This window comes from Azospirillum sp. P4_B5 (assembly GCF_056402275.1).
Genome location: NZ_JBFUHT010000006.1, coordinates 157,813 through 180,965, shown reverse-complemented (window position 1 = coordinate 180,965; position 23,153 = coordinate 157,813). Strand labels below are relative to the sequence as shown.

Annotated in this window: 16 protein-coding genes; 4 read left to right on the top strand and 12 right to left on the bottom strand. The window is 69.4% G+C overall.

Annotation, left to right across the window (positions count from 1 at the left end; all coding sequences use genetic code 11):
• Positions 1-2: 2 nt before the first annotated feature.
• The 12 genes from AC1DVI_RS06895 to fliF all read right to left on the bottom strand — a co-directional run bounded on the left by AC1DVI_RS06895 (position 3) and on the right by fliF (position 13,535).
• Positions 3-1,235: a diguanylate cyclase domain-containing protein gene (locus AC1DVI_RS06895; RefSeq protein WP_476957295.1), complete on the bottom strand. Its 1,233-nt coding sequence runs from the start codon at positions 1,233-1,235 to the stop codon at positions 3-5.
• Between the two features lie 66 nt (positions 1,236-1,301).
• On the bottom strand, positions 1,302-1,610 hold the full coding sequence (locus AC1DVI_RS06890; RefSeq protein WP_476957294.1) for a hypothetical protein: 309 nt from the start codon (positions 1,608-1,610) through the stop codon (positions 1,302-1,304).
• Positions 1,611-1,753: 143 nt separating this feature from the next.
• Positions 1,754-2,116 carry a hypothetical protein gene (locus tag AC1DVI_RS06885; protein WP_476957293.1) on the bottom strand — a complete coding sequence of 121 codons (363 nt, stop codon included), beginning with the start codon at positions 2,114-2,116 and terminating at the stop codon, positions 1,754-1,756.
• Positions 2,117-2,130: 14 nt separating this feature from the next.
• On the bottom strand, positions 2,131-4,194 hold the full coding sequence (locus AC1DVI_RS06880; protein ID WP_476957292.1) for a hypothetical protein: 2,064 nt from the start codon (positions 4,192-4,194) through the stop codon (positions 2,131-2,133).
• 7 nt (positions 4,195-4,201) lie between these two features.
• Positions 4,202-4,996, bottom strand: coding sequence for a MinD/ParA family protein (locus AC1DVI_RS06875; protein ID WP_014198325.1), 795 nt, complete (start codon positions 4,994-4,996; stop codon positions 4,202-4,204).
• Positions 4,993-6,054, bottom strand: coding sequence for a flagellar biosynthesis protein FlhF (locus AC1DVI_RS06870; protein ID WP_476957291.1), 1,062 nt, complete (start codon positions 6,052-6,054; stop codon positions 4,993-4,995). Before AC1DVI_RS06870 ends, AC1DVI_RS06875 begins: the two co-directional genes overlap by 4 nt.
• Positions 6,055-6,097: 43 nt before the next feature.
• Entirely contained in the window at positions 6,098-8,260 is a 2,163-nt protein-coding gene (flhA, locus tag AC1DVI_RS06865; protein WP_476957290.1) for a flagellar biosynthesis protein FlhA, read from the bottom strand.
• Positions 8,261-8,295: 35 nt separating this feature from the next.
• Positions 8,296-9,834, bottom strand: a complete 1,539-nt coding sequence (locus tag AC1DVI_RS06860; RefSeq protein ID WP_476957289.1) for a sigma-54-dependent transcriptional regulator — start codon at positions 9,832-9,834, stop codon at positions 8,296-8,298.
• 1 nt (position 9,835) lies between these two features.
• Positions 9,836-10,702: a motility protein A gene (locus tag AC1DVI_RS06855; protein WP_476957288.1), complete on the bottom strand. Its 867-nt coding sequence runs from the start codon at positions 10,700-10,702 to the stop codon at positions 9,836-9,838.
• The gene (gene fliN, locus AC1DVI_RS06850) at positions 10,699-11,028 is read right to left on the bottom strand and encodes a flagellar motor switch protein FliN (protein ID WP_014198330.1); all 330 of its coding nucleotides are present in this window, start codon (positions 11,026-11,028) and stop codon (positions 10,699-10,701) included. The genes AC1DVI_RS06855 and fliN overlap by 4 nt, the downstream gene beginning before the upstream one ends.
• Positions 11,029-11,095: 67 nt before the next feature.
• The gene (locus tag AC1DVI_RS06845; RefSeq protein ID WP_476957287.1) at positions 11,096-11,866 is read right to left on the bottom strand and encodes a FliH/SctL family protein; all 771 of its coding nucleotides are present in this window, start codon (positions 11,864-11,866) and stop codon (positions 11,096-11,098) included.
• Positions 11,867-11,870: 4 nt separating this feature from the next.
• On the bottom strand, positions 11,871-13,535 hold the full coding sequence (fliF, locus tag AC1DVI_RS06840; protein WP_476957286.1) for a flagellar basal-body MS-ring/collar protein FliF: 1,665 nt from the start codon (positions 13,533-13,535) through the stop codon (positions 11,871-11,873).
• Between the two features lie 539 nt (positions 13,536-14,074).
• On the opposite strand from fliF, the gene AC1DVI_RS06835 reads away from it, so the two are divergent.
• From AC1DVI_RS06835 to AC1DVI_RS06820, 4 genes are all read left to right on the top strand, one after another.
• Complete coding sequence (locus tag AC1DVI_RS06835) at positions 14,075-14,599, top strand: helix-turn-helix domain-containing protein (RefSeq protein ID WP_476957285.1); 525 nt, start codon at positions 14,075-14,077, stop codon at positions 14,597-14,599.
• Between the two features lie 496 nt (positions 14,600-15,095).
• On the top strand, positions 15,096-16,283 hold the full coding sequence (locus AC1DVI_RS06830) for an aminotransferase (protein WP_476957284.1): 1,188 nt from the start codon (positions 15,096-15,098) through the stop codon (positions 16,281-16,283).
• A 147-nt stretch (positions 16,284-16,430) separates the two neighbouring features.
• Positions 16,431-18,059, top strand: coding sequence for a sensor histidine kinase (locus AC1DVI_RS06825; protein WP_476957283.1), 1,629 nt, complete (start codon positions 16,431-16,433; stop codon positions 18,057-18,059).
• Positions 18,060-18,257: 198 nt separating this feature from the next.
• Entirely contained in the window at positions 18,258-23,108 is a 4,851-nt protein-coding gene (locus tag AC1DVI_RS06820; RefSeq protein ID WP_476957282.1) for an alpha-2-macroglobulin family protein, read from the top strand.
• The last annotated feature ends 45 nt before the right edge of the window (positions 23,109-23,153 follow it).

Here is a 23,153-nt window from a genome sequence, read left to right as displayed (position 1 = left end):
GTTCAATCGACCGTGGCGTCGTCAGTGGGAAGATCCGAATAGGACACCACGCGCGCACGGCCGGCGCGTTTGGCGGCGTACAGCGCCCGATCGGCGTTCTGAAGCGCCAGGGCCAAGTCCGCCGCCTCCGACGGCCACAGCGCCATGCCGATGCTGCATCCGATCCGGATGTTGAGCCCGTCGCCCGCGATCGGGGTGGAAACGCTGTCGATGATGCGTCTGGCAACGTCCAGGGCATAATGCCCCTGTGGGCCGTCCGGCAGGGAGAGCAGCACCGCGAACTCGTCACCGCCGAGGCGCGCGGCGAAATCGCCGTGGCGCACGCAACGCGCCAGCCGGTCGCCGATCTCCTTCAACACCATGTCACCGGCATGGTGGCCGTGCCGGTCGTTGATCGGCTTGAACCCGTCGAGGTCGATGTAGAGGATCGCCACGGCATCGCGATCCGATGCCGGCTGCTCCTGAAGGCGCTCCACGTGAGCCTCGAAGAAGCGCCGGTTGGCGAGCCCGGTCAAGCGATCCTCGAAAGCAATGGTGCTCAGCGTCCGTCCCATCGTCCGCATCGCGTGGGCGACTTGGCCGATTTCCGACGGGTGGACCGGTGCCGGGGCGCAGGGGGCGTGGGGATCGAAAAGGTCTGACGACAGGAACGCCGCCGACGCCTTGAGGTCCCTCAGGCCACGCAGGACCATGACTTCCATTAGCACCCAGACCCCTCCGACGATGAGAAGCACCACGCCGGTGATCACGCCGGTTCCCAAGAGCAAATTCCGGTCGGCCGCGGCCAGGATGTCGGCGCGCGCGACCGCGACGACGATCTTGGCACCGGTTTCCTCCAGGGTCGAGAAGCCGCTGATCCGGGGAATGCCGTCCAGACCGTCGTCCTCGATGATCCCGGCCTCCTCCTCCATGATTTTTCGAACCATCGGGTGATCGGCCATCGATCGCCCGACAATCCCCTGCGGGTCCGGCACGCGCGCGAGGATCGTCCCTTCGGAATCGAACAGCGATACGGTTCCACCGGACTCATGAGCGATGTCGACGGACAGCTCCGCAAGCCAGTTCAAGTCCACTCCAGCCAGCAGGACGCGGATGACCGAACCGTCGTCACCGAGAATCGGCAGGGCCGCGACCACGCGGGGTTTTTTGCTGTTCTGCCCGATCAGGAAGTTGCTGACCGTGAAGCCGTGCGTCGCCAGAGCCTCGCGGAAATAGTCACGGTCGGCCAGGTTCATGGGCCGGCTCCTGTTGCTGCTGCACAACAGGTTGCCATCGGGGTTGAACACCCCAAAGCCGGTGCTTCAAGGATAAAGGTCCGTTGCCTGCTTCAACAAGGTCGAGCAACGTTCCGGGCTTGCGTCCCGGATGTCGGGGACCAGGGTGAGAAGCTGGAGGACGCTGCGGGCCTGCTGCACGATCTGCGCCTGCTGCTGCGCCCCGCGGTCGGCGAGCAGACGGGTGGCCTCCCGCGCCCGCTCGATGTCCTGGCTGCGCTCTTGAAGCAGAAGGACGACGACCAGACCCGCCATCGGAAGAAGGGCGAGCAGGATGAAGGCTTCGAGGCGTGCGCGAAGCCCAACGCGCGCCCACAGGGTTTGGGCACGCCTCAATATTCGTGCACGTTTCAACGGACTCATCCACGCACCGACCGACCCGTTTTATTCTCATGCGGGTTGAGGAAAGCAAGCGGTGAAAGCTGTGGCGCAGCGCGGTGCAGCCATGCCGGACGAAGGGTAAGGCGGGGATCGAGGGATCAGACGCGTCGCATCCGGGCGAAAAGATGCGGGTTGTCCCAACCGGGCTGGCGATCCTCGATGATCACACGCTGGGGGACGGGCAGGGTCCGCTCCACCGTGACTTCCACCCAGCGGGGGATCAGCTCGTTGTTCAGGTCGTCGAGCACGGCGACGGCCAGGGACTCCGGTCCGGCGGCCGCTGCGGTGTCGGACAGGGCGCCGAGATAGGCGGCGACGCCGTCCGGCGTCACGACCGCGCGGTCTGGGACGTAGCGCAGGGTCAGGCGAGTGCCGGGCACCGGTTCCCCGTGAAGCTCCACCAGATAGTCATGGCGGGCATCCGGGTTGGAGGCGGTGGTCAGAAGCTCGCGGCGGTGCATGGCGTCCAGGCTCGTCAGGCGGTGTAGCTGCTTCCGCCGGCTCCGACGCGGGTCAGCTTGACCCAACATTTGGCGCCGGACTGGAAGGACAGGCCGCCGATGTAACCCACGGCGCGGATGCTGTCCGCGAAAATCTGGATCAGGTCCAGGCGGATCTCCGGCGCCAGCGGGGTGTGGCTGCGCAGGATCAGGTCAAACCGGTTGGGCTGCACCAGCCCGTCGAGCTGCATCGGACCGAGACGGCTGAGATCCAGGTCGAGCAGGAAGCGGCTCCCCTTGTCGCCGCCCTTGCGGCCCGTCTTGCCGTCCTCTTCCGAATTTATGGGATGGATGTGCAGCTTGAGCGGCATCAGCCCATTGGCGTCCATCATCGGCAGGGTGTAGGGGCGCCAGTCGCCGGGCAGGGGATCGCCCGCCTGCTGCTGAAGGCTGCGGAACTCGCGTTCCAACTGGGACAGCAGGCTGCCTTGGCCGGATTTCTCCAGGGCGGAGGCGGCGTCCTCCCCCAGCCAGCCGCGGGCGTCGCCGCCGCGGATCGCCGACAGGAAGAAACTCAGCGCCGCGCCGAACTTGCGGTTCGGCTGCGGCATCACTGTGCCGATCAGCGCTTGCGCGGCGGAGCGGTCCACCCCGGCCAGGGTGGCCAGGAGTTGACGCATGGCGGGCCAGTCCCGTTCGCTCAGCGGCCCCGGTTCTGCGGTGAGCGGGGGTGGCGCGGTCTGGAACGCCTTGGCGGGGTCGGTCAGGGCCGCGGTGACGGCGCTGCCCTGCGGTAGACTCGCCTGGACGTTCAGCGCCAGCATGCCCTGCGGCGTGGCGAGGATCGGCTGGCCCTGCGGCGTGCTGCCGGCCACCGTGCCCTTCAGCACCGGTCCGTCGGGCATCTCCGGCGTTGTCGGGGAGGCGCCGGAGTCAACACTGGGCGTTGCGGTCGGGGTTGCAGCGCCGCGGGGCGAGGCAGGGGCCGATTGCGACGCTGCGGGAGGCGAAGAACCGGGTTGGGACGGGGCACCGTCCTTGCGGGGCGGGGTGCCGGCGCTCTGGCCGTCCGGTGGGAGGGACCCGTCGTCCGGCGGGGTGGCCTGCGGCTGGTCCGGCGGGGGGGTGACGGTCAGGATTTTGAGAGCGACGGTGCCGCCCTGGGTCAGGACCGGTTCCCCGGCAGGCTTCGCGGGGGTTGGCTTTGGGGGAGCGGCGGGCTCCGCGAGTTCCCCGCCGGGATGCGCCGCGTCGCCGCCGAGTTCCACCGTGGCGTCGAGCATCGGCTTGCCGGGGAGCGGTGCTGCGCCCGAAGGCGTGGGCTGCGCCTGTGGAGGGGCGGGGGGTGTGTTGGGTTGGCCGGCTTGTGTTGGTGCCGGGGCTTGGCCGCTGTCGCCGTCCGCGACGGGAAGGGGCGGCAGGGTCGCCGGGGTGGCGGTGGTCTGGCCGGGCAGGGCTGGGGCGGCGCCGAGCGCGGCCGGAGGCTTCGGCGCCGCGGCGATGACCAGCGCGGGAACGATGGTGCCCGGCAGCAGCAGGGGAAGCGGCTGGCCCGCCGGTCCCACCGTCGGCGTGGCGGGCGTCGGGGTTGGCAGGATCACGACCGGCGTCGCCGAGCCCTGAGGCCGCGCCACGCCGGTTTGGCCGGGGACGGTCTGCGCCGGTCCGCTCGTCGGCGGTGCTGTCGGGACGTTCGGCGCGGTGGTCGGGGGTGCGGTCTGGGTGCCTTGGGTCAGCACCAGAACCTTCGCCGCGAGGCTCTGTGTGGGGGATGCGGCGGCGGGGTCGGTCGACGCGGCCTGCGCCTGCTCCAGCAACGCCTGCGCCGGGGTGATCTGGAGCGTCACCGGCTTGTCGGCGGGCAGCGGCGTCGGGGTTTGCACAAGCACCTCGCCGGCCTGGGTGCGCACGCGGGTCACGCCCTCCGGCGTGGTGCCGACGACGGTTCCGGTCAGCACCACCGGGCGGGCGATGTCCTGCAAGCGCTCCGGCAGGGCCTTGACCGTGCCCTCGGCGACCGCCACCGGGGCGGGCGCGGGGGTGGCCGCCACGGGGGCGGCGGGCGTGCCGCCGGCCGGGGGTGGAAGGGCGCCCCCCATACCCGACTTACTGGCCGTTCAGAAGCCGCTGGGCGATGGCCAGCACGTCCCGCGCGGCGTCGGAGCTCGGGGAGCGGGTCAGCAGCGGCGACTGGTTGCGGATGGCGTCGCGCACCTTCAGGTCGCGGCGGATGATGCCGGCCAGGGCGGGCTTGTATTTCAGGAAGTTCTGGCAGGCTTTCAGAATCGTGCCGTAGGTGCGCTCCCCGTCCTTCACGCTCTGCGCCATGTTGACCACGACGCGCAGGTCGGCGGTGGGGTTGGTGGCGTGGGTCAGCTTGATGAAGGCGTAGGCGTCGGTCAGCGACGTCGGCTCGTCCGTCGTCACCACCAGCGTCGTCCCGGCCGGGCCGGACAGGGTGCGCACCGTGCGGTCGACGCCGGCCCCCATGTCCATGATGACGCAGTCGTAGCGCCGGGCCAACTCCATCAGGTCGTTGCGCAGGCCGGACAGGCGCTGGCTCGGCAGTTGGGCGAGCGTTCCGGAGCCGGAGCGGCCGGCGATGATGTCGAAGCCGCCCTCGGTGTAGCGCTGGGCCGCGCGGCCCAGCGTCACGTCGCCGTTGATGACAGCGCCGAGATCGTTCTTGGGCTGGAAGCCGAGTTGGATGTCGACGTTGGCGAGGCCGAGGTCGCCGTCGAACAGCAGCGAGTTCTTGCCCATCTTGGTCAGCGCGTGGGCGAGCGTGATCGAGAACCACGTCTTGCCGACGCCGCCCTTTCCACTGGCCACGGCGATGACGTTGGCACCGCGCAGCGGGTGGACGTTCTTGAGGGCGGCCGGAAACACCGGATCGGTCATGGGATGGTCCTCGACGAAGAACGAACGGCTTTGGTCTTGGCAGGGGCCGCCGGCTTGGGCCGGTTGCGCGCCGCCTTGTCCTCGGCGGGCATCATCAGGCGAGCGAAGGCCACCGGGTTCAGCGGTGTCAGCCCCTCGGCCACCTTGGAGGAAACGCTGGCGTTGCAGAAGGCCATCCGCGCACGGTGCGCGGTGCCCAGGAGACTGCCCAGCCGACGCGCCATGTCGAGCCGGGTGATCAGCATCCGCCGCACGCCCAGCGCCTTGAAGGATTGGGCAATGTCGGCGGCTTCCATGGCGTCCAGCCCGGCGGGCAGCACGAGGATCGGCTCGGCCACCCCGGCGGACAGCAGGGCCTTGAGGTCGGCCATGTCTTCCCGGTTGTAGGGGTTGCGTCCGGCGGTATCCACCAGGACGACGTCGGCGCCGCGGCTGACTTCGAACGCGCCCGCGAGCGCGTCGGGGTCTTCCACCGTCGCCAGTTTGATTTTCATCAGACGCGTGAAGGCGGCCAACTGTTCCATGCCGCCGGCGCGAACGGTGTCGGTGGTGATCACGCCGACCGAGCGTTTGCGGAAGACCGCCTGGGCGGCCAGCTTGGCGACGATCAGCGTCTTGCCGCTGCCCGGCGGGCCGACCAGGATCAGCGGCTTGTTGCCGCCGCGCCGGTCCTGCAGCGGGCTGAAGGTGAACATGGAGTCGAGCGCGGCGCCCAGCGCCAGCGCGGGGTCGTCGGTGTCCAGCCCCGCGGCGGCGTCGATGAGCTGCTCGGCCAGCGCGGCGGGAACGCCGTGGCGGTGCAGCACGTCGGCCACCACCTCGCCCACGTCGATCTCCGGCTCCTCCTCGACCACCACCATGGGGCGGGCGGTCCTGGTGGGCTGGGCCGTGCGCGCCTGCGCCATCAGCAGATCGTCGTCCTCCACCGCCGCGGTCACGCGAACGCCGCCGCCTTCCTCCTCGCGCGTGGCGACGATGATGGCATCGTCGCCCAGCGTCTGGCGGACCATGCGCATGGCTTCGGACATGGACTTGGCGTGGAACGACTTCAGCCGCATCGGCTCGCTCCCCGCCCGTCACACTGGTTCGTCATGGCCTGCATCAGATCTGCCCCAGGGTCTTGATCCGCGCCTTGGGGTGGATCTCGTTCTGCGACATCACCACGGTGGCCGGCCGGAACCGCTCGACGATCGAGCGGACGAAGGGACGGATCAGGGGGCTGGTCAACAGGACGGGGGTCTCGCCCATCATGGCGTGTCGCTCGAAGGTTTGGCGGACCGAAGTGATGAATTGCTGAAGCCGGCTCGGCGCCATCGTCAGTTGCCGGTCGTCGCCATCACCCACCAGCGATTCCGCGAACGCCTGCTCCCACTCGGGGGACAGGGTGACGAGCGGGATGACTCCCATCTCGTTGATGTTCGCGTCGCAGATCTGCCGCGCCAAGCGCGTGCGCACATGTTCGGTGATCTGCGTGATGCTGCGGGTTTGGCTTGCCGCCTCGGACACGCCCTCCAGAATGGTGGCAAGATCGCGTACCGAAACCCGTTCTGCAAGCAGGTTCTGCAACACCCGTTGCAATCCGCCCACAGTGATCTGCGCCGGCACCACGTCGGCGATCAGCTTCTGGTGTTCCTTGTCCAGTTCGTCCAGCAGCTTCTGCGTCTCGGTGAAGGACAGCAGCTCGGGCATGTTGTCCTTGATCAGCTCGGTCAGATGCGTGGTGATGACCGTGGACGGGTCGACCACCGTGTAGCCCTTGAACAGCGCCTCCTCGCGGTAGCCCGGCTCGATCCAGATGGCCGGCAGGCCGAAGGTCGGCTCCACCGTCTGCTCGCCGGGCAGGCTCATCGCCTCGCCGCGCGGGTCCATGACCAGCAGCATGTTCGGGCGGATGTCGCCGCGCCCCGCCTCGATCTCCTTGACGCGGATGATGTAGGAGTTGGGCGGAAGCTGCAGGTTGTCCTGGATGCGTACCGCCGGCATGACGAATCCGACCTCGCCGGCGATCTGGCGGCGCAGGCCCTTGATCTGGTCGGTCAGCCGATGGCTGCCCGCCTGCGGCTGGTTGATCAGCGACAGCAGGCCGTAGCCCAGCTCCAGCCGGATCAGGTCGATGGCCAGCGCCGTGGCGATCGGCTCGTCGGCCACGGGGGCGGCCCCGCCGCCCGGCCCGCCCATGCCCGCGGCCTCGGCGGCGGCCGCCTCCGCCTCCTCCGCCTCCTTCTTGGCGCGCATCCTCGGCAGATACCAAGCGGCGGCGCCGACGATGGCGATCACCGGCAGGAAGGGCAGCACCGGCATGCCCGGCATCAGCGCCAGCAGCGTGATGGCGCCCGCGGCCAGCCCCAGCGCGCTGATGTGGTTGGTGAGCTGCCCGACGACGGCCTTGTCGGTGGAGCCGCCGGTGCCGGCCTTCGACACCAGGAAACCGGCGGAGATGGAGATGACCAGCGCCGGGATCTGCGAGACGAGGCCGTCGCCGATGGTCAGCTTGGTGAAGGTGTCCAGCGCCTGCAGGATCGGCATGTCGTAGCGCAGGACCGCCAGCGACACGCCGCCGATGACGTTGATGAACATGATCATCAGGCCGGCGACGGCGTCGCCCTTCACGAACTTCGACGCACCGTCCATGGAGCCGAAGAAGGCGCTTTCGTCCTCCAGCTCCTTGCGCTTGGCGCGGGCGGTGGTCTCGTCGATCATGCCGGCGGACAGGTCGGCGTCGATGGCCATCTGCTTGCCGGGCATGGCGTCCAGGGTGAAGCGCGCCGCCACTTCGGCGATGCGGCCCGAACCGGCGGTGATGACCTTGAAGTTCACGATCGTCAGGATCGCGTAGACGATCACGCCGATGATGAAGTCGCCGCCCATGACGAAGCCGGCGAAAGCCTCGATGACATGGCCCGCAGCGGACGTCCCCTCATGCCCCTGGGTCAGGATCAGGCGGGTGGACGCCATGTTCAGCGACAGGCGCAGCAGCGTCGTGATCAGCAGGATCGTCGGGTAGGACGACAGCTCCAGCGGCTTTTCGATGAACAGCACCACCATCAGGATCAGGATCGAGATGGTGACGTTCAGCCCGAGCATCATGTCGAGCAGCATCGGCGGCAGCGGCAGAATCAAGCCGACGACGATCAGCATGATGCCGGCCGCCATGATGAGGTCGCCGCGCTTCAGCGCGCCCTTGGCGACGGCCACCATGTCGGTCAGCGCGGACATGTTGCCGCCGCCTGCTCGCGCTCCGGGATTGTGTTCGGTCAGTGCCATGCCGCCGCTCCTCCGCCTTTCCTCCGATCAGCGGATCAATAGGCCGCCCGTTCCTCGCTGCCCGGCGGCGGCACCGGCACCCCATCCTCGCTGTACTGCTTCAGCTTGTTGCGCAGCGTGCGGATGGAGATGCCCAGGATGTTCGCCGCGTGGGTGCGGTTGCCCAGGCAGTGCGACAGCGTGCCGATGATCAGGTCGCGCTCGACCTCCGCCACCGTGCGTCCGACGAGTCCCTGGACGGCGGGAGCGCCGGACGCCGCTCCGGCGTTGCCATAGGACGACGCTCCGGCGTTGCCGTAGGCCGCGGCCCCCGCGGCGTGGCCCTGCGGCGGCGCGTAGGAGGTCGGGTAGCCGGGAGCCGGCTGCCCATAGCCGCGCGGCGCCTGCGGCACCGTGCCGCCCGGCCCGGCGAAGGGGTTGGCGACCGGCGAGTTGGTCGGGATCGACGCCTGCGCCGAGCCTTCCGGGGCGAGCAACTGGCTGGTCAGCATGATCGCGTCCGGCCCGACCGTCTCCGACTTGGAGAGCAGGACGGCGCGGTGCATGGTGTTTTCCAGCTCGCGCACGTTGCCGCGCCAGTGATGGGCACGCAGCATCAGCAGCGCGTCGTCCGACAGCCGCTTCTCGCCCAGCCCGTTGGCCTGCGCGTATTTCTTCAGGAAATGGTCGGCGATCATCGGGATGTCGGCCGGCCGTTCGCGCAGGGACGGAATGGCGACGCTGAAGACGTTCAGGCGGAAATACAGATCCTCGCGGAAGTTGCCGGCGCGGACCTCGTTTTCCAGGTTGCGGTTGGAGGTGGCGATCAGGCGGACGTTGATCTTCACCGGCTGGGACGAGCCGATGCGGTCGATCTCCCTCTCCTGGATGGCGCGCAGCAGCTTGGCCTGGAGCCGCGGGTGCATCTCCGACAGCTCGTCCAGCAGCAGGGTGCCGCCGTTGGCTTCCTCGAAGCGGCCCAGCCGGCGGGCGACGGCGCCGGTGAAGGCGCCCTTCTCATGGCCGAACAGCTCCGATTCCAGAAGGTTTTCCGGGATGGCCGCGCAGTTCACCGCGACGAAGGGCGCGTCGGAGCGCCGGCTCTTGCGGTGGATGTAGCGGGCCATCAGCTCCTTGCCGGTGCCGCTCTCGCCGGTGATGAGGACCGAGGCGTCGCTGGGCGCCACCTGGTCCGCCAGCCGCAGGGTCGCCAGCATGGCCGGGTCCTGGCAGACGATGGCGTGGCTTTCCTCCGCCACCGCTTCCAGCACGGCGGCGATCAGCTCCGCGTCGGGGGGCAGGGGGATGTATTCCTTGGCGCCGGCGCGGATCGCCTTCACCGCCGCCGCCGCGTCGGTGCCGATGCCGCAGGCCACCACGGGAATGGTGATCCGTTCCGCCTTCAGACTTACGATGAAGGTCGCGATGTCGAGTTTGACGTCGATCATCACGAGGTCCGCCCCCGCCGCCGCGCGCAGGGCGTTCAGGGCGCCCTCGATGCTGTCGGTGTGGGACACCTTCGCCCCGCGCTGCATGGCGATCTTGCCAGCGGCGGTGATGTACCCTTCCAACGTTCCAACGATCAGCAGACGCATCTTACGCTCCCCTCGGAGAACCCCGGTCGGAGTCCCGGTCGAAGTACTGAATCCGCTTTCCAGGCGGAAGAACGGCGTTCAGGAGCATCTCCAGACGCCGCGGATTTTCCTGACGCGCGATGGATACCGCGCCGATGGTGTAGAGAGTCTTGACGAGCGCGTCCTCCTCCGCAGTCCGCTCCACCTTGGCGGCCAGCGGGGCCAGCGCGACGTTGCCGAGCACCGCCCCGTAGAAGGTGGTCAGCAGGGCCAGCGCCATCGCCGGGCCGATGCTCGACGGGTCGTTCAGGCTGCCCAGCATCTGGACGAGGCCGACCAGCGTGCCGATCAGCCCCATGGCCGGCGCCACCTCCGACGCGCGGCGCAGCACGCCGGCGCTCTTGACCTTGCCGGCGCCCGACGCCTCGACCTCGCCGATCAGCATCCGCTCGATGTCGTCGGGCGGCAGGCCCTCGGCCACCAGCGTGACGGAGCGGTGCAGGAAGGACTCGTGCTTCAGCTCCGGCAGGACGTTGCGCAGCGTCTCCGGAGCGCGCCGCGCCGCCTCGGCCAGCAGCAGCACCTGCCGGGCCACGCCGCGCGGGTCGCTGGTGCGGTGGATCAGCACCGCCCCGGCGTCGCGCCAGGCGATGGCCACGTCGGACAGCGAAAAGGAGGCGGTGGTGACCGCCAGCGTGCCGCCCAGCACGATGATGAGCGACGGCGGGTCGACGAAGGCGCGCAGACTGCCGCCCGACGCCATGGCGACGAAGATGACCACGGCGGCGGCGGCCAGGCCGACCAGCGTCGCCATGTCCAGCCCGCCGCGCGGCCGGGCGGAGCGCCCACCCCGGCGGGACGATTCGGCGCTGTCTCGTGTGAGGCTCATCCGCGGTCCGACTTGATGATTTCGGTCATGGTGATGCCCAGCCGGTCCTCCACCACGACGACCTCGCCGCGGGCGACCAGACGGTTGTTCACGTAGATGTCGATGGCCTCGCCGACCTTGCGGTCCAGTTCCACCACCGCGCCGCGCCCGAGCTTGAGCAGCTGGCTGACCTGCATGGTCGATTTGCCGAGCACGGCGGAGATCTGGACGGGGATGTCGTAGACCGCTTCCAGGTCCTTGGCTGGACCCAGGCCGGTCTCATACTCCGCAATGTCGCTGCGGCCGCCGCCGTCCAACTCGTCGAGGGAGAAGCTGTCCTTGGCCATCGAAGTCTCCAGAAGCCCTTAGAACCTCAAAAAAATGCTACTTGCCGCCATCCGGTCCGCCGAGGTGTCAGCCCGGCGGCGCCTCCAGCAGGCCGGCCATCCGCCGTTCGATCTGGGCGAGCAGGCCGGCGGTGTCGCGCTCCACCCCGCCTTCGGCCCATTCGATCCGGCAGCTTCCCGGCGCCAGCCCGGAATCGCCCACCACCATCAGCTTCGCGCCGAAGCCGCGGGCCGCGATCACCTGATCCAGATGCTCGCGCACCGCGTCCACCATGCCGTCGGCGACGCGCACCACCAGACGCGGCTCGTCGATCAGGTCGGTCAGGCAGGCGCGCACCAGCCCTTCCACCTCCATCAGCCCGCCGCGCCGCGCCAGTTCCGGCATCAGCTTGCGGACGATGGCCAGCGCGATGTGCACGGGCTGGTCGGCCCGTTGGGCGCTGGTGGCGTAATGCTCGTTCAGCAAGTGCTGCACGCCGTTGCCGATGGTTTCCAGCGCGTTGGCGGTCCGGGCCTGCACCGTGGCCTCGATCTCGGCGCGGGCCTTCTCGTAGCCGTCCTTGCGGCCGGCGTTGTTGCCGTCCAGGAAGCCCTTGCCGTAGCCCGTCGACTTGCCGGCGGTTTCGCCCTCCGCGAAGCCTGCGGCGCGGGCGGCGGCCAGATCGGCCTCGCCGAACACCGGCGGTGGCGGCTCGGGGGGCAGCTCCGGCTCCGGTTCGGGCTCCGGTTCCGGCAGGGGGATGTTGTCGAAATAGTCGTCGTCGGCCTGACGCTGCCGGCGCGGTGGTGCATCCACGTCGAAGGACTCGTCGAACAGGAATTTGCGGACCGAACTCATCGCGTCAGCTCTCCTGATACAGCCAGTTGCGCAGGATCGACACCGCTTCCTCCGGATGCTTCTCCACGATCTCGCCCACCTTGCGCAGCGAGGAGGCGCGGACGCGGCCTTCGACGCGGTTGATGTCGATCATCTGCTCCAGCTCCTCGTCGGCCTGGGCGGCTTCCAGGGCGAGGTCCTGGGCCAGCGCGCCGGTCGGCGCGGCCAGGGCGGCGGGCATGCCGCTCTGGTCGGCCAGCAGGCGGTCCATGTCGTCCTCCTCCTGCTGGTCGGCCTTCTCGAAGGCGCGGGTGATCAGCGGGCGGATGACCAGCAGGATGATCAGCACGGCGACGATGCCCAGCACGACCATCTCCGCGATGCGGAACAGGTCGTCCTTGGTCATGCCGAGGAACAGCTCCTCCGGTTTCTGGACATCGTCTTCCGGCGACCAGAAGCGCATGTTGATGACTTCCAGCGTGTCGCCGCGCACGGCGTCGAGGCCGACGGCGGAGCGGACGAGCGCCTTGATGCTCTCCAGCTCCTGCTCCGGCCGCGGCTGGTAGGCCGCCGGGTTGCCGTCCTTGGGCAGGCTGTAGGTGCCGTCGACCAGCACGGCGACCGACAGGCGGCGGACCTGCCCGGATTCGCGGACGTGGTTCTTGGTGGTCCGGCTGATCTCGTAGTTGATCGTCTCTTCGCTGCGGTTCTGCTTGTTCTGCGAGATCGGCCCGGCGTTGTTGCCCGACTGCGCGGTCGGCAGGTTCTGGTCCACGGTGACCGGCGACAGCGGGTCGCGGTCGTGGCTCTCGTTCGCCTCCGTCACCGTCTGGGTGGAGCGGACGACCTGGCTTTCCGGATCGAAGATTTCCGATTGGGTGGTGATGCGGTCGAAGTCGAGATCGGCCGACACCTCCGCCCGCACCTTGCCGTAGCCGACGGTGCGGCCCAGCAGATCCTCGATGATGCGGGCGATGCGGCTCTCATAGGCGACCTTCTTCTCCTCCGCCGAGGCCAGCATGGCGTCCGCGCTGTCGTTGCCGGTGCCGCGGGCGAGCAGGGTGCCCTTGTCGTCGACGATGGAGATGCGGCTGGGGTCGAGGTTCGGCACCGAGGCGGCGATCAGGTGCTGGATCGCCTGGATGTTCTCGCGCGACAGCTGGGCGCCGGGGCGCAGCTTTATGAAGATGCTGGCCGTTGCCGGGTTCTGCTGGCGTGCGAACAGCTCGCGCTTGGGCAGCACCAGATGGACCCGGGCGCTCTGCACCCCGTTCAGCGTCTGCACCGTGCGCGCCATCTCGCCTTCCAGGGCGCGCAGATGATTGATGTTCTGCATGAAGCTGGTGGCGCCGAAGCCTTCGCCCTTGTCGAACAGCTCGTAGCCGATCGAGCCGCCCGAGGGCAGGCCGGCGGCGGCCATCCGCATGCGGGTCGGCCCCACCTGCTCGGCGGCGACCATGATCTTCGTGCCGGTCTTGTCCACCGTGAAGGGGACCTTCGCCTCCTCCAGCTTCTTGGCGATGGCCGAGGCTTCGGTGGGCTGGAGTTCGGCGTAGAGAAGCTCCATCTCCGGGGTGGAGAGGCGGGTCATCAAGTAAACGAAGAATCCGATCAGGAGCAGGCCGACGCCACCGATGGCGGCCAGGCGCGCGGGACCCAGGTTGCGCAAGGTCTGCAGAAGATTGTTCACGCGCTAGTCCCCGATCGGATGCCCCGGTGGATCTCCGGGAAGTTCTTGATTTCGCAGACGCAAAAAAGGAATTTGCAAAAACCGCGCCGGTCCTTGTCTTCAGCGCGCATGCTGGGCTGTCTTGATGAAGAGAGCGTTAATTCGTGGGCAGAAATTGCCCAGTGCCCGGCAAAATGTGCCTATCGATGCGCGCCGGCAACGCTCTTCTGCCCACCTGTGGGCGAGGGTTGATGCGCCGATTCGCCAAAAAAGAGTGTTCGGCAGATTGTTTCTGTTCTAAGCAATTTAAAATTACTCCGAAAGAAGGAATAATGCGTGTGTGAGTAACCATTCTCTTTCTGTGGTTTGTTGGGACGTAGGTAGTAAATGCCGCAACGGTGGTTGACTTTACACCGCCGACGTCATAGCTGAGTTGCAATGGTCGCTTGTCCGATACCAAAAAGATCGTGGCACAAGCGCGTCGGAATCTTTCCAACGCAGAACCGAATGTTGCTTCGCGTGACATGGGGCTTTGCCACTTTTCCTGATGGGGGAATGTTGTGAAAAAACGTGGACGTGAGAAGAAGGAAGGCCTCAACGAGGTCGATGTGTTTGTTGGGCAGCGCCTGCGCGAACTGCGCATGCTCGCCGGTCTGAGCCAGAGCGATGTCGCGGCGGCTTTGGGGCTGACGTTCCAGCAGCTTCAGAAGTACGAGCGCGGCTTCAACCGGGTCTCGGCCAGCCGGCTGTTCAAGCTGGCCCAGTTCTTCCGGGTGCCGGTCTCCGTCTTCTTCGAGGGGCTGGAGGAGCGCCACGCCGCCCAGGAGGCGGGGGTCGCCAGCCCGCAGACGGAGGAATCGGAGGGCACCCTGCGGTCCCGCGAGGCGCTGATGCTCGCCCGTTACTTCCAGAACATCCGCGACCCGCAGATCCGCGGAGCGATCCGGGAATTGGCCGAACGCTGCGCCGACCAGACCGACGGAGCCGGCGGTCAGGCGCTCGACGAGGATGCGGAGGCGATCGACCCGACCGCCGTTCGTGGACGCCGCGGGCGCAACGCCGGCCACAGCGTCGGGCAGGCGTGAGGAGCGGGCGGCGTAGCCGTGGGGGCCCGGCCCCGTACGGTTCACCCGCCCGGTTTCGTGGGTAGGCCCGGCCCCGGCTTCACCGCTGGGCCGCGTCGGTGCGCGCCGCCCTGCCGCCTCGGCCCCCCGTGAGGCGGTCGGGCGTGCGCGCTGTTGATTCGTTTGGGTTCGTGTCGACCGTTGATGACGGACCCAACACGGGCGGGCAGGGATTCTGTTGACGCTCGCCGCGTCCGGCTGGCCCTGCCACCTCCCCGGTGCCCGTCGCATGATCCGGAAGCAGGAAGCCACGCAAGCGCCTCGGCTGGGAAAACCCCGCCGAGGCGCTGGACGAACGGCTGCAATCCGTCGATAAGGCAAGCCGGAACAAGGCTGTTGCGACGACCGCCGGAATCCGCCCGTTCGATCCGCGATCCGAGACGGGCGGCGCCCTCCCGATCCGGCCGGTCACCGATCAGCCACCACGGAACTCACCCAACCACACCGACGGTGTTCGATGCAAAATTCCGGAGAACCGAAGACAGGCTTCCTTGGTCGGCGGGAACTCGACCTCCCGGTCACGATCTTCGAGGTGATGTCCCGCCTGTCGGACGAGCACAAGGCGATCAACCTTGGCCAGGGCTTTCCCGATGAGCGCGGTCCCGCCGACGTGCTGGACGTGGCGGCCAAGGCCATCCTCGAAGGGTGGAACCAATACCCGCCGATGATGGGCACGCCGGACCTGCGGCAGGCGCTGGCCGCCCACGGCAAGCGGTTCTACGGGCTGGACATCGATTGGAAGACCGAGGTGCTGGTGACCTCCGGCGCCACCGAGGCGCTCACCGCCAGCCTGCTCGGCCTCATCGAACCGGGCGACGAGGTGGTGCTGTTCCAGCCCATGTACGACAGCTACCTGCCGATCGTCCGGCTGGCCGGCGGCGTGCCGCGCTTCGTCAGCCTGAAGGCCCCGGACTGGAGCTTCACGCGGGCGGATCTGGAGGCGGCCTTCTCGCCCAAGACCAAGCTCGTCCTCATCAACGACCCGCTGAACCCCGCCGCCAAGGTCTTCACCCGCGCGGAACTGGAACTGCTGGCGGAATTCGTCCAGCGCTTCGACGCCTTCGCCGTCTGCGACGAGGTGTACGAGCACATCGTCTTCGACGGGCGTCAGCACATTCCGCTGATGACGCTGCCCGGCATGCGCGACCGCTGCCTGAAGATCGGTTCCGCCGGCAAAACCTTCTCGCTGACCGGCTGGAAGGTCGGCTACGTCACCGGCGCACCCCACCTGCTCCAGCCCGTCGCCAAGGCGCACCAGTACATCACCTTCACCACGCCGCCCAACCTTCAGACGGCGGTCGCCTATGGGCTGGGCAAGGACGACGCCTATTTCGCCGGGTTGGCCGGCGGGCTCCAGGCCAAGCGCGACCGGCTGGCCGACGGGCTGCGCGCCGTGGGGTTCGAGGTGCTGCCGTCCGCCGGCACCTATTTCGTGGTCGCCGACGTGTCGCCCTTCGGTTTCGACGGGAACGACGAGGCCTTCTGCCGCCGTCTGACCGCCGAGGCCGGGGTGACGGCCATCCCCGTCGGTGCCTTCTTCGTCCAGGACGCGCCGCGAAGCTTCGTACGCTTCTGCTTCTCCAAGAGGGACGAAATCCTCGACGGCGCGGTTGAACGGTTGAGGGCACACTTCTCGCGGAAATGATATGAAGGCCTCCGCCGTCAACGCTGGATGGAGGGGCTTGCCGGAGACTTCGGTGGCGTGATACCCCTAGTCCTCTAGGGTCGATACCGGGCCGGAACGGATCATCGTCCGGATCCGCCCCGGTGGACCGCCTGTGGAAAGACCGGGATGCGTCTGCCGATCTCGTTCCGCTGGTGCGTGTTCGCCATTGCCGCCGTTGCGATCACGGTGGTCTGGGGGGCCTACGCGCAGGTGACGCGCGAATTGCTGGACGGCCAGACGCGGGAAGCGGTGGCGAAGGCCGAGGTCATGGTCCGGGCCTTCGCCAAGAGCACCCACCGCGCGGTGCACGAGGTGGACATCACGCTGCGCTCCCTGGCGCTGGAATTCGGGGAGAACGGCCTGCCCGGCATCCGCAACTTCCTCGACCAGACGCTCTACGATCCGACGCTGATCCATCACTTCACCGTGCTCGACGCCGACGGAACCGTGCTGTTGCGCAGCGAAGGGCCGGGCGGGCGGATGAACGAGCGGGACGAGACGGCCTTCGCCTTCCACCAGGGCACCGGCCGCGACCTGATGCACATCGGAACGCCCTTTCCCGGAACGACCGGCGGCGGCCCCCTGCTGCGCCTCAGCCGGCGGTTGACCGATGGGGATGGCGGCTTCGCAGGCATCGTGATCGCCAACATCGACCCCGACATCCTGGCGGAGTTCTACCAGCAGGCGAATTTGGGGCCTCAGGGGGCGGTGACCCTGATCGGGATGGACAAGATGATCCGTGCCCGCGGCGCCTCGCGGGGCGTCGAGGCGGTCGGCTTCGCCATCCCCCAGTCCCGCCTGTGGGAGGCGTTGGGCCGGTCGCTCGCTGGCGTCTATTGGCAGGAGTCGCAGACCGACGGCGTCCTGCGCGCTTTCGCCTACCGCATGGTGGAGAGCTATCCGCTGGTCGCGACGGTGGGCGTCGCGCGGGAAGACATCGAGGCGGGAGTGGCCGACCTGCGCAACACGCTGTTCCTGCTGGCGGCGATCCTGACCGTGTCCATCCTGCTGGTGATGCTGTTCCTTCTGGTGCAGCACCGCACCGCGGAGCGGTTGCGCGCCGCGCTGGCGCTGAACCGCAATTTCCTCGCCCGCGTCAGCCATGAACTGCGCACCCCGCTGAACGCCATCCTCGGCTTCTCGGAGATCATCCGCGATCAGATGCTGGGTCCGCAGTCCGGGGGACGCTACGCCGACTACGCCCGCGACATTCACGAATCGGGGCGGCATCTGCTGGGGCTGATCAACGACATCATGGATCTGTCGCGGCTCCAGGCGGGGACGCTGCCCCTGCATCCGGAGGATCTCGACGTCGCTCCGGTCGTCGAGTGGGCGTTCCGCATGGTGGCGCCGCAGGCCGACGCCAAGAGCATCCGGCTGGACATGAACGTCGAGCCGGGCCATCACGGCGTTACGGCGGACGAGCGGGCCCTGAGGCAGATGCTCCTGAATCTGCTGGCCAACGCCATCACCTTCACGCCGGACGGCGGGCGCATCCTGGTGACGGTCGGCGGCGGAGCGGACGGCGGGTGCCGCGTCCGGGTGACGGACAACGGCATCGGCATGACGCCGGAACAACTGCATCAGGCGGCGGAGCCCTTCGGGCAACCCGCGGTGCATGTGGCGCTTCCGGGGCAGGGCAGCGGGTTGGGGCTGTCCATCGTCAAGTCGCTGATGGAGGCCCATGGCGGGCGCCTGCGCATCGACAGCCGACCCGGCGAGGGCAGCCAGTTCACGCTGGAATTCGCCGGCTGATCCCCGTTCCATCCCAAGCCCGATCCACATCCCATCCACCCTGCGGGATTTTCCGGGCGGCGCCGCAAAGCCGTGGCGAAACCAGGGGCGCTTCGGCATACTCCGCGCCGGTTTGCCGATAGCGGTGCTTTCGCAGGCCCGACGTTTTCGCATAGGCCCGCGCGCGCCGCGCCGGGCGGCTGGTCCAGGGAAGATCGAATGTTGCGTGCAGTGGCGCGTGTCTGTGCCGTCCTCGTCGCGTCCTCAACCCCCGTCATCGCCGCCGACGCGCCGCCCGAGCCGGTGCCCTTCGGCGTCTCCTCCGCCGAGGTGGTGGCGGAGCGCGACGTGCCGCAGGCCTGCTTCACCTTCACCGACCGGCTGGAGAAGTCGCGCGCGGTGAACTACCGCGATTATGTGGAGGTCGTCGCGGCAGGCGGTGGGGCGGCCTTCGACGGGACCGCCGTCGCCCGCGACCGCACGCTCTGCGTCGAGGGGCTGAAGCACGGGCAGAGCTACCGCATCACCCTGCGCGACGGGCTGCCGGGCAGCGACGGGAAGCGCCTGCCCAATCCCGACGCGCGCGACATCGACGTGCCGAACCGTAAGCCGGCCTTGGCCTTCCGCGGGGCCGGCTACATCCTGCCGCGCATCGGCGCCGACGGGCTGCCGCTGCGCTCCATCAACCTCGACCGGGCGAAGCTCCAGGTGCTGCGGATCAACGACCGCAGTCTGGTGGAGAAGATCTATTTCGGCCGCATCGGCCAGCAGATGTCCGACCACGAGGTGGGGGAGATCCTCGACCGCTCCGGTCAGGAAGTGTGGCGCGGGGAAATGGCGATCAGCAACAGCCGCAACCAGGCGGTGTTGACGCCCTTTCCGATCGACGCCGTCCTGGGCCGGCTGGAGCCCGGCGTCTACATCGCCGTGGCCAGCACCGAGGACATCAAGCCCGGCGGCTGGGACCACAAGGCGACCCAGTGGTTCGTCGTCTCCGACCTCGGTCTGAACGCCATCACCGGCGAGGACGCGCTGGTCGTCTTCGCCCGCTCCGTCAAGGGCGCGACCCCGGAGGCCGGCGTTGAGCTGCGCCTGCTCGCCCGCAACAACGAGGAGCTTGGCAAGGCGCTGACCGGTGCGGACGGGCTGGCGCGCTTCGACCTCACCGCCCTGCGCGCCGCCGGGCGTGAGCCGGTGCAGGCGCTGTTCGCCTACCGCGGGGCGGGGGACTTCGGCTTCCTCGACCTCGTGACGCCGACGCTGGCCAACGCGCCTCCGGCGGCCGGGGCGCCGAACGCGGCGCCGGGCGGGGTCGCGGCGGTGGTCCCGGCGCGTCCGGTCCCCGGCCAGCCCGACGCCTTCCTCTACACCGAGCGCGGCATCTACCGCCCCGGCGAGACGGTGCATCTGGCGATGCTGTTGCGCGACGCAGACGCCAAGCCGGTCACCGGCCGTCCCGTCACGCTGAAGATCCAGCGCCCGGACGGCTTCGAGGTGGACCGCCGCCCGCTCGCCGAATCCGGCGGCGGCAGCTTCGCCGCCCGCGTCGAGATCCCGGCCAACGCCATGACCGGCACCTGGGCCGTCACCGTCCACGGCGAGCCGGAGGCCGGGAGCCAGCCGAACACCATGGGTCCGGTGCTGGGCCGCGCCGAGTTCCTGGTCGAGGACTTCGTGCCGCCGCGGCTTGAGGTCGCCCTGGCCGCCGAGGCGGCGGAGCTTCCGGCGGACGGCAAGACGACCCTGACCATCGACGGGCATTTCCTCTACGGCGCCCCGGCGGCGGGCCTGCCGGGCGAACTGGCGGTGACGCTGCGCGCCGCGGCGAACCCCTACCCGAACCTGCCCGGCTACCGCTTCGGCCTCACGCAGGAGGAGGTGAAGCCGCTGCGCAGCGACATGCCGGGCTTCACGACCAACCGCAACGGGCAGGCCAAGGCCGATCTCGCGCTGCCCAAGGCGCCGGAGAGCACCAAGCCGCTGGAGGCGGTGGTCCGCGCCACCCTGCTGGACATCGGGGGCCGCTCGGTCAGCCGCGATCTGGTCCTGCCGGTGCGCCACCAGCCCTTCGCCGTCGGCATCCGCCCGCGCTTCGAGGGCGACGGCGTGCCGGAAGGCGCCACCGCCGGATTCGACGTGGTGGCGGTCGGGCCGGACGGCCAGCCGATGGACAAGGAGGACCTCTCCTACGAGCTGTTCGAGGAGGAGTACGACTACGCGTGGTTCGAGGCGAACGGGCGCTGGGACTACAAGGTCACGGTGCGCGACCAGCGGGTGACCGGCGGCACGCTCGCCGTCCAGGCGGCCAAGCCGGCTTCCTTGGAGGCCCCGGTGGGCGCCGGGCGCTACCGGCTGGAGGTGTTCGACTCCAAGACCGGCGTGGCGAGCAGCCTGCGCTTCGCCGCCGGCTGGTGGATGACCCCGACCGCCGGCGAGCGTCCCGATCAGGTGGACGTGACCGTGATGCTGCCCGCCTACAAGGGCGGCGAGACCGCCTGGGTCTACGTCAAGCCGCCCTACGACAGCGAGGTGCTGATCACCGTCGCCGACCGCAAGATCCGCCACGCCTCCACCCGCCGCATCGGGCCGGAGGGGGCCTTCCTCGAAATCCCCGTCGATCCGACCTGGACCGGCGGCGTCTATGTGCTGGCGACCGCCTTCGGCGCGCCGGACGCCGCGGGCGGCCCGTCGAAGGGCGTGGCGCGCCGCGCCGTCGGCCTGTCCTGGCTGGCGGTGGACGGGAACGAGCGGGCGCTGGACGTGCGCGTCGCCGCTCCGGCGCAGACCGAGCCCCGCCGCTCCGTCACCGCCGAGGTGGTTGTGGAGGGCGCGCCGGAGGGCCAGCCCGCCTATGTGACGGTCGCCGCGGTGGATGACGCCGTGCTCCAGCTCACCGACCAGCATTCGCCGAATCCCATCGACCATTATCTGGGCAAGCGCCGCCTGGGTGTGGAGCTGCGCGATTCCTTCGGGCGGCTGATCGATCCGGCGGTCCTCGACGCCGCCCGCCCGCGCCCCGGCGCCGCTCCGCGGCTGCGTCAGGTCGGCGTCACCGTTCCGCAGAAGTCGGAGCGCGTCGTCTCCCTGTTCTCCGGCGTGCTGACCGTGGGGCCGGAGGGCAAGGTGGCGGTGCCGCTGGACGTCCCCGACTTCCAGGGCCGGCTGCGCCTGATGGCCGTGGCCTGGAGCGGGGACAAGCTGGGCCGTTCCGAATCCTCCATGCTGGTCGCCGATCCGGTGCTTGCCGACCTGGGCCTGCCGCGCTTCCTGGCGCCGGGGGACCGGGCGGTGGTCCCGGTGACGCTCGACAATGTCGGGGGACCGGCGGGCGCCTACACCATCTCCCTGATCGCCAGCGGCGCCGTGTCGCTCGGCGAGGGGACCATCGCCGTGCCCGAACTGGGCAAGGGCAAGCGGGCCACCGCCGGGCGGGTCCTGACCGCCAACGGCGTCGGCACGGGCCACATCGCGCTGGACGTGACCGGGCCGGACGGCCTGCGCATCACGCGCCAGTGGGAAATCCCGGTGCGCCCGGCCTCGCTGCTGGTCACCCGCCGCACCGCCTCCATGCTCGCCCCGGAGCGCAGCGTCGAACTGCCCGCCGACCTGCTGAACGGCCTGCGGCCGGAGACCGCGACGGCGGCGCTGTCGCTCGGCAACCTGCCGGACCTCGATGTGCCCGGCCTGCTGACCGCGCTGGAGCGCGGCGGCCCCGGCGGGCTGGAGATGACGGCCAGCCGCGCGCTGCCCCTGCTGTCGCTGGGCGACGTGGCGGTGGCGCTGGGCGTCGCCTCGGACGAGCGGGTGAAGGCGCGGGTGCAGCGGTCGGTCGACCGCGTGCTGACCTTCCAGCGGATGGACGGCGCCTTCGCCGCCTGGTCGCCGAAGGGGGAGGCCGATTCCTGGCTGACCGCCTATGCGCTGGACTTCCTGGGCCGCGCCAAGGCCGCCGGCTACCGCGTGCCGGAAGGCCCCTACCGCAAGGGGCTGGACGGGCTGCGCGGCGCGCTCGACAACGCCTGGGTGGAGGCCGACGAGCAGCCGGCCCGCGCCTACGCGCTCTATGTGCTGGCCCGCGCCAAGATGATCGACGCCGGTGCGGTCCGCTACTTCCAGGAAACCTTCTGGGACAAGCTGCAGACCGACTTTGCCCGCGCCCAGGTCGCCACGGCCATCGCCGCACTGGGCGACAAGGACCGCGCGGCGGAAGCCTTCGGGCGGCTGTCCGGCGCCCGCGTCGTGTCGGCCAGCCTGCGCGACTACGGCTCGTCGCTGCGCGACGAGGCCGGCGTGGTGGCGCTGATGGGCGAGAGCGGCGTGGTCGAGCGGGAGCGCCTGACCCAGGCGACCGAGCGCCTGTCCAAGACCTACGCCGCCGTCCGCACCACCGGCGTGCAGGAGCAGGCGTGGCTTCTCCAAGCGGCAAAGACGCTGATCGACCGGGCGCCGTCGATGAAGATCGCCCAGAAGGACGCGCAAGGGGCCGATCAGGTCGCCGAGGGCGTCAAGCCGCTGTTCCAGCGCATCGATCCGGCCGCCCCGCCGGCCATCCGCAACGCCGGGGGCGAGCCGCTGCGCCAGATCCTCTCGGTCTCCGGCATCGCCGATGCGGCGCCGGGGGCGGAGGAGCAGGGCATGACCGTGACCCGCAGCCTGTTCGACATGACCGGCCGCCCCGCCGATCCGGGCGCCGTCCGCCCGAACGACCGGCTGGTGGTGATCCTGGAGGGCAGCGCCGCCGATCCGGTGGACCGGCAGGTACTGGTGTCCGATCCGCTGCCCGCCGGCTTCGAGATCGAGGCCGCCCGCTTCGCCGGGGGCGGGGCGCCGCTGGGCGACCTGTCCTGGCTGGGCGAACTGACCGCGCCGCGCGCCGTCGATTACCGCGACGACCGGTTCGTCGCCGCGCTGGACATGACCAAGCAGGCGCCGCGCTTCCGGCTGGTCTATCTGGTTCGTGCGGTGACGCCCGGCGACTACGCCCAGCCCGGTGCGACGGTGGAAGACCTCTATCGCCCGCACCAGTCGGCCCGCACCGCCGCGTCGCGCCTGCGCGTCCTGCCGGAGTAGGCGGACCCAACAAGAAAGCCCCATCGTCCGCCGCGCGCGGGCGGT

Coding starts and splice junctions, on each gene's coding strand:
- AC1DVI_RS06895 (WP_476957295.1), bottom strand. CDS start 1,235: ATGAACCTGGCCGACCGTGACTATTTCCGCGAGGCTCTGGCGACGCAC.
- AC1DVI_RS06885 (WP_476957293.1), bottom strand. CDS start 2,116: ATGCACCGCCGCGAGCTTCTGACCACCGCCTCCAACCCGGATGCCCGC.
- AC1DVI_RS06880 (WP_476957292.1), bottom strand. CDS start 4,194: ATGGGGGGCGCCCTTCCACCCCCGGCCGGCGGCACGCCCGCCGCCCCC.
- AC1DVI_RS06875 (WP_014198325.1), bottom strand. CDS start 4,996: ATGACCGATCCGGTGTTTCCGGCCGCCCTCAAGAACGTCCACCCGCTG.
- AC1DVI_RS06870 (WP_476957291.1), bottom strand. CDS start 6,054: ATGCGGCTGAAGTCGTTCCACGCCAAGTCCATGTCCGAAGCCATGCGC.
- flhA (WP_476957290.1), bottom strand. CDS start 8,260: ATGGCACTGACCGAACACAATCCCGGAGCGCGAGCAGGCGGCGGCAAC.
- AC1DVI_RS06860 (WP_476957289.1), bottom strand. CDS start 9,834: ATGCGTCTGCTGATCGTTGGAACGTTGGAAGGGTACATCACCGCCGCT.
- AC1DVI_RS06855 (WP_476957288.1), bottom strand. CDS start 10,702: ATGAGCCTCACACGAGACAGCGCCGAATCGTCCCGCCGGGGTGGGCGC.
- fliN (WP_014198330.1), bottom strand. CDS start 11,028: ATGGCCAAGGACAGCTTCTCCCTCGACGAGTTGGACGGCGGCGGCCGC.
- AC1DVI_RS06845 (WP_476957287.1), bottom strand. CDS start 11,866: ATGAGTTCGGTCCGCAAATTCCTGTTCGACGAGTCCTTCGACGTGGAT.
- AC1DVI_RS06830 (WP_476957284.1), top strand. CDS start 15,096: ATGCAAAATTCCGGAGAACCGAAGACAGGCTTCCTTGGTCGGCGGGAA.
- AC1DVI_RS06825 (WP_476957283.1), top strand. CDS start 16,431: ATGCGTCTGCCGATCTCGTTCCGCTGGTGCGTGTTCGCCATTGCCGCC.
- AC1DVI_RS06820 (WP_476957282.1), top strand. CDS start 18,258: ATGTTGCGTGCAGTGGCGCGTGTCTGTGCCGTCCTCGTCGCGTCCTCA.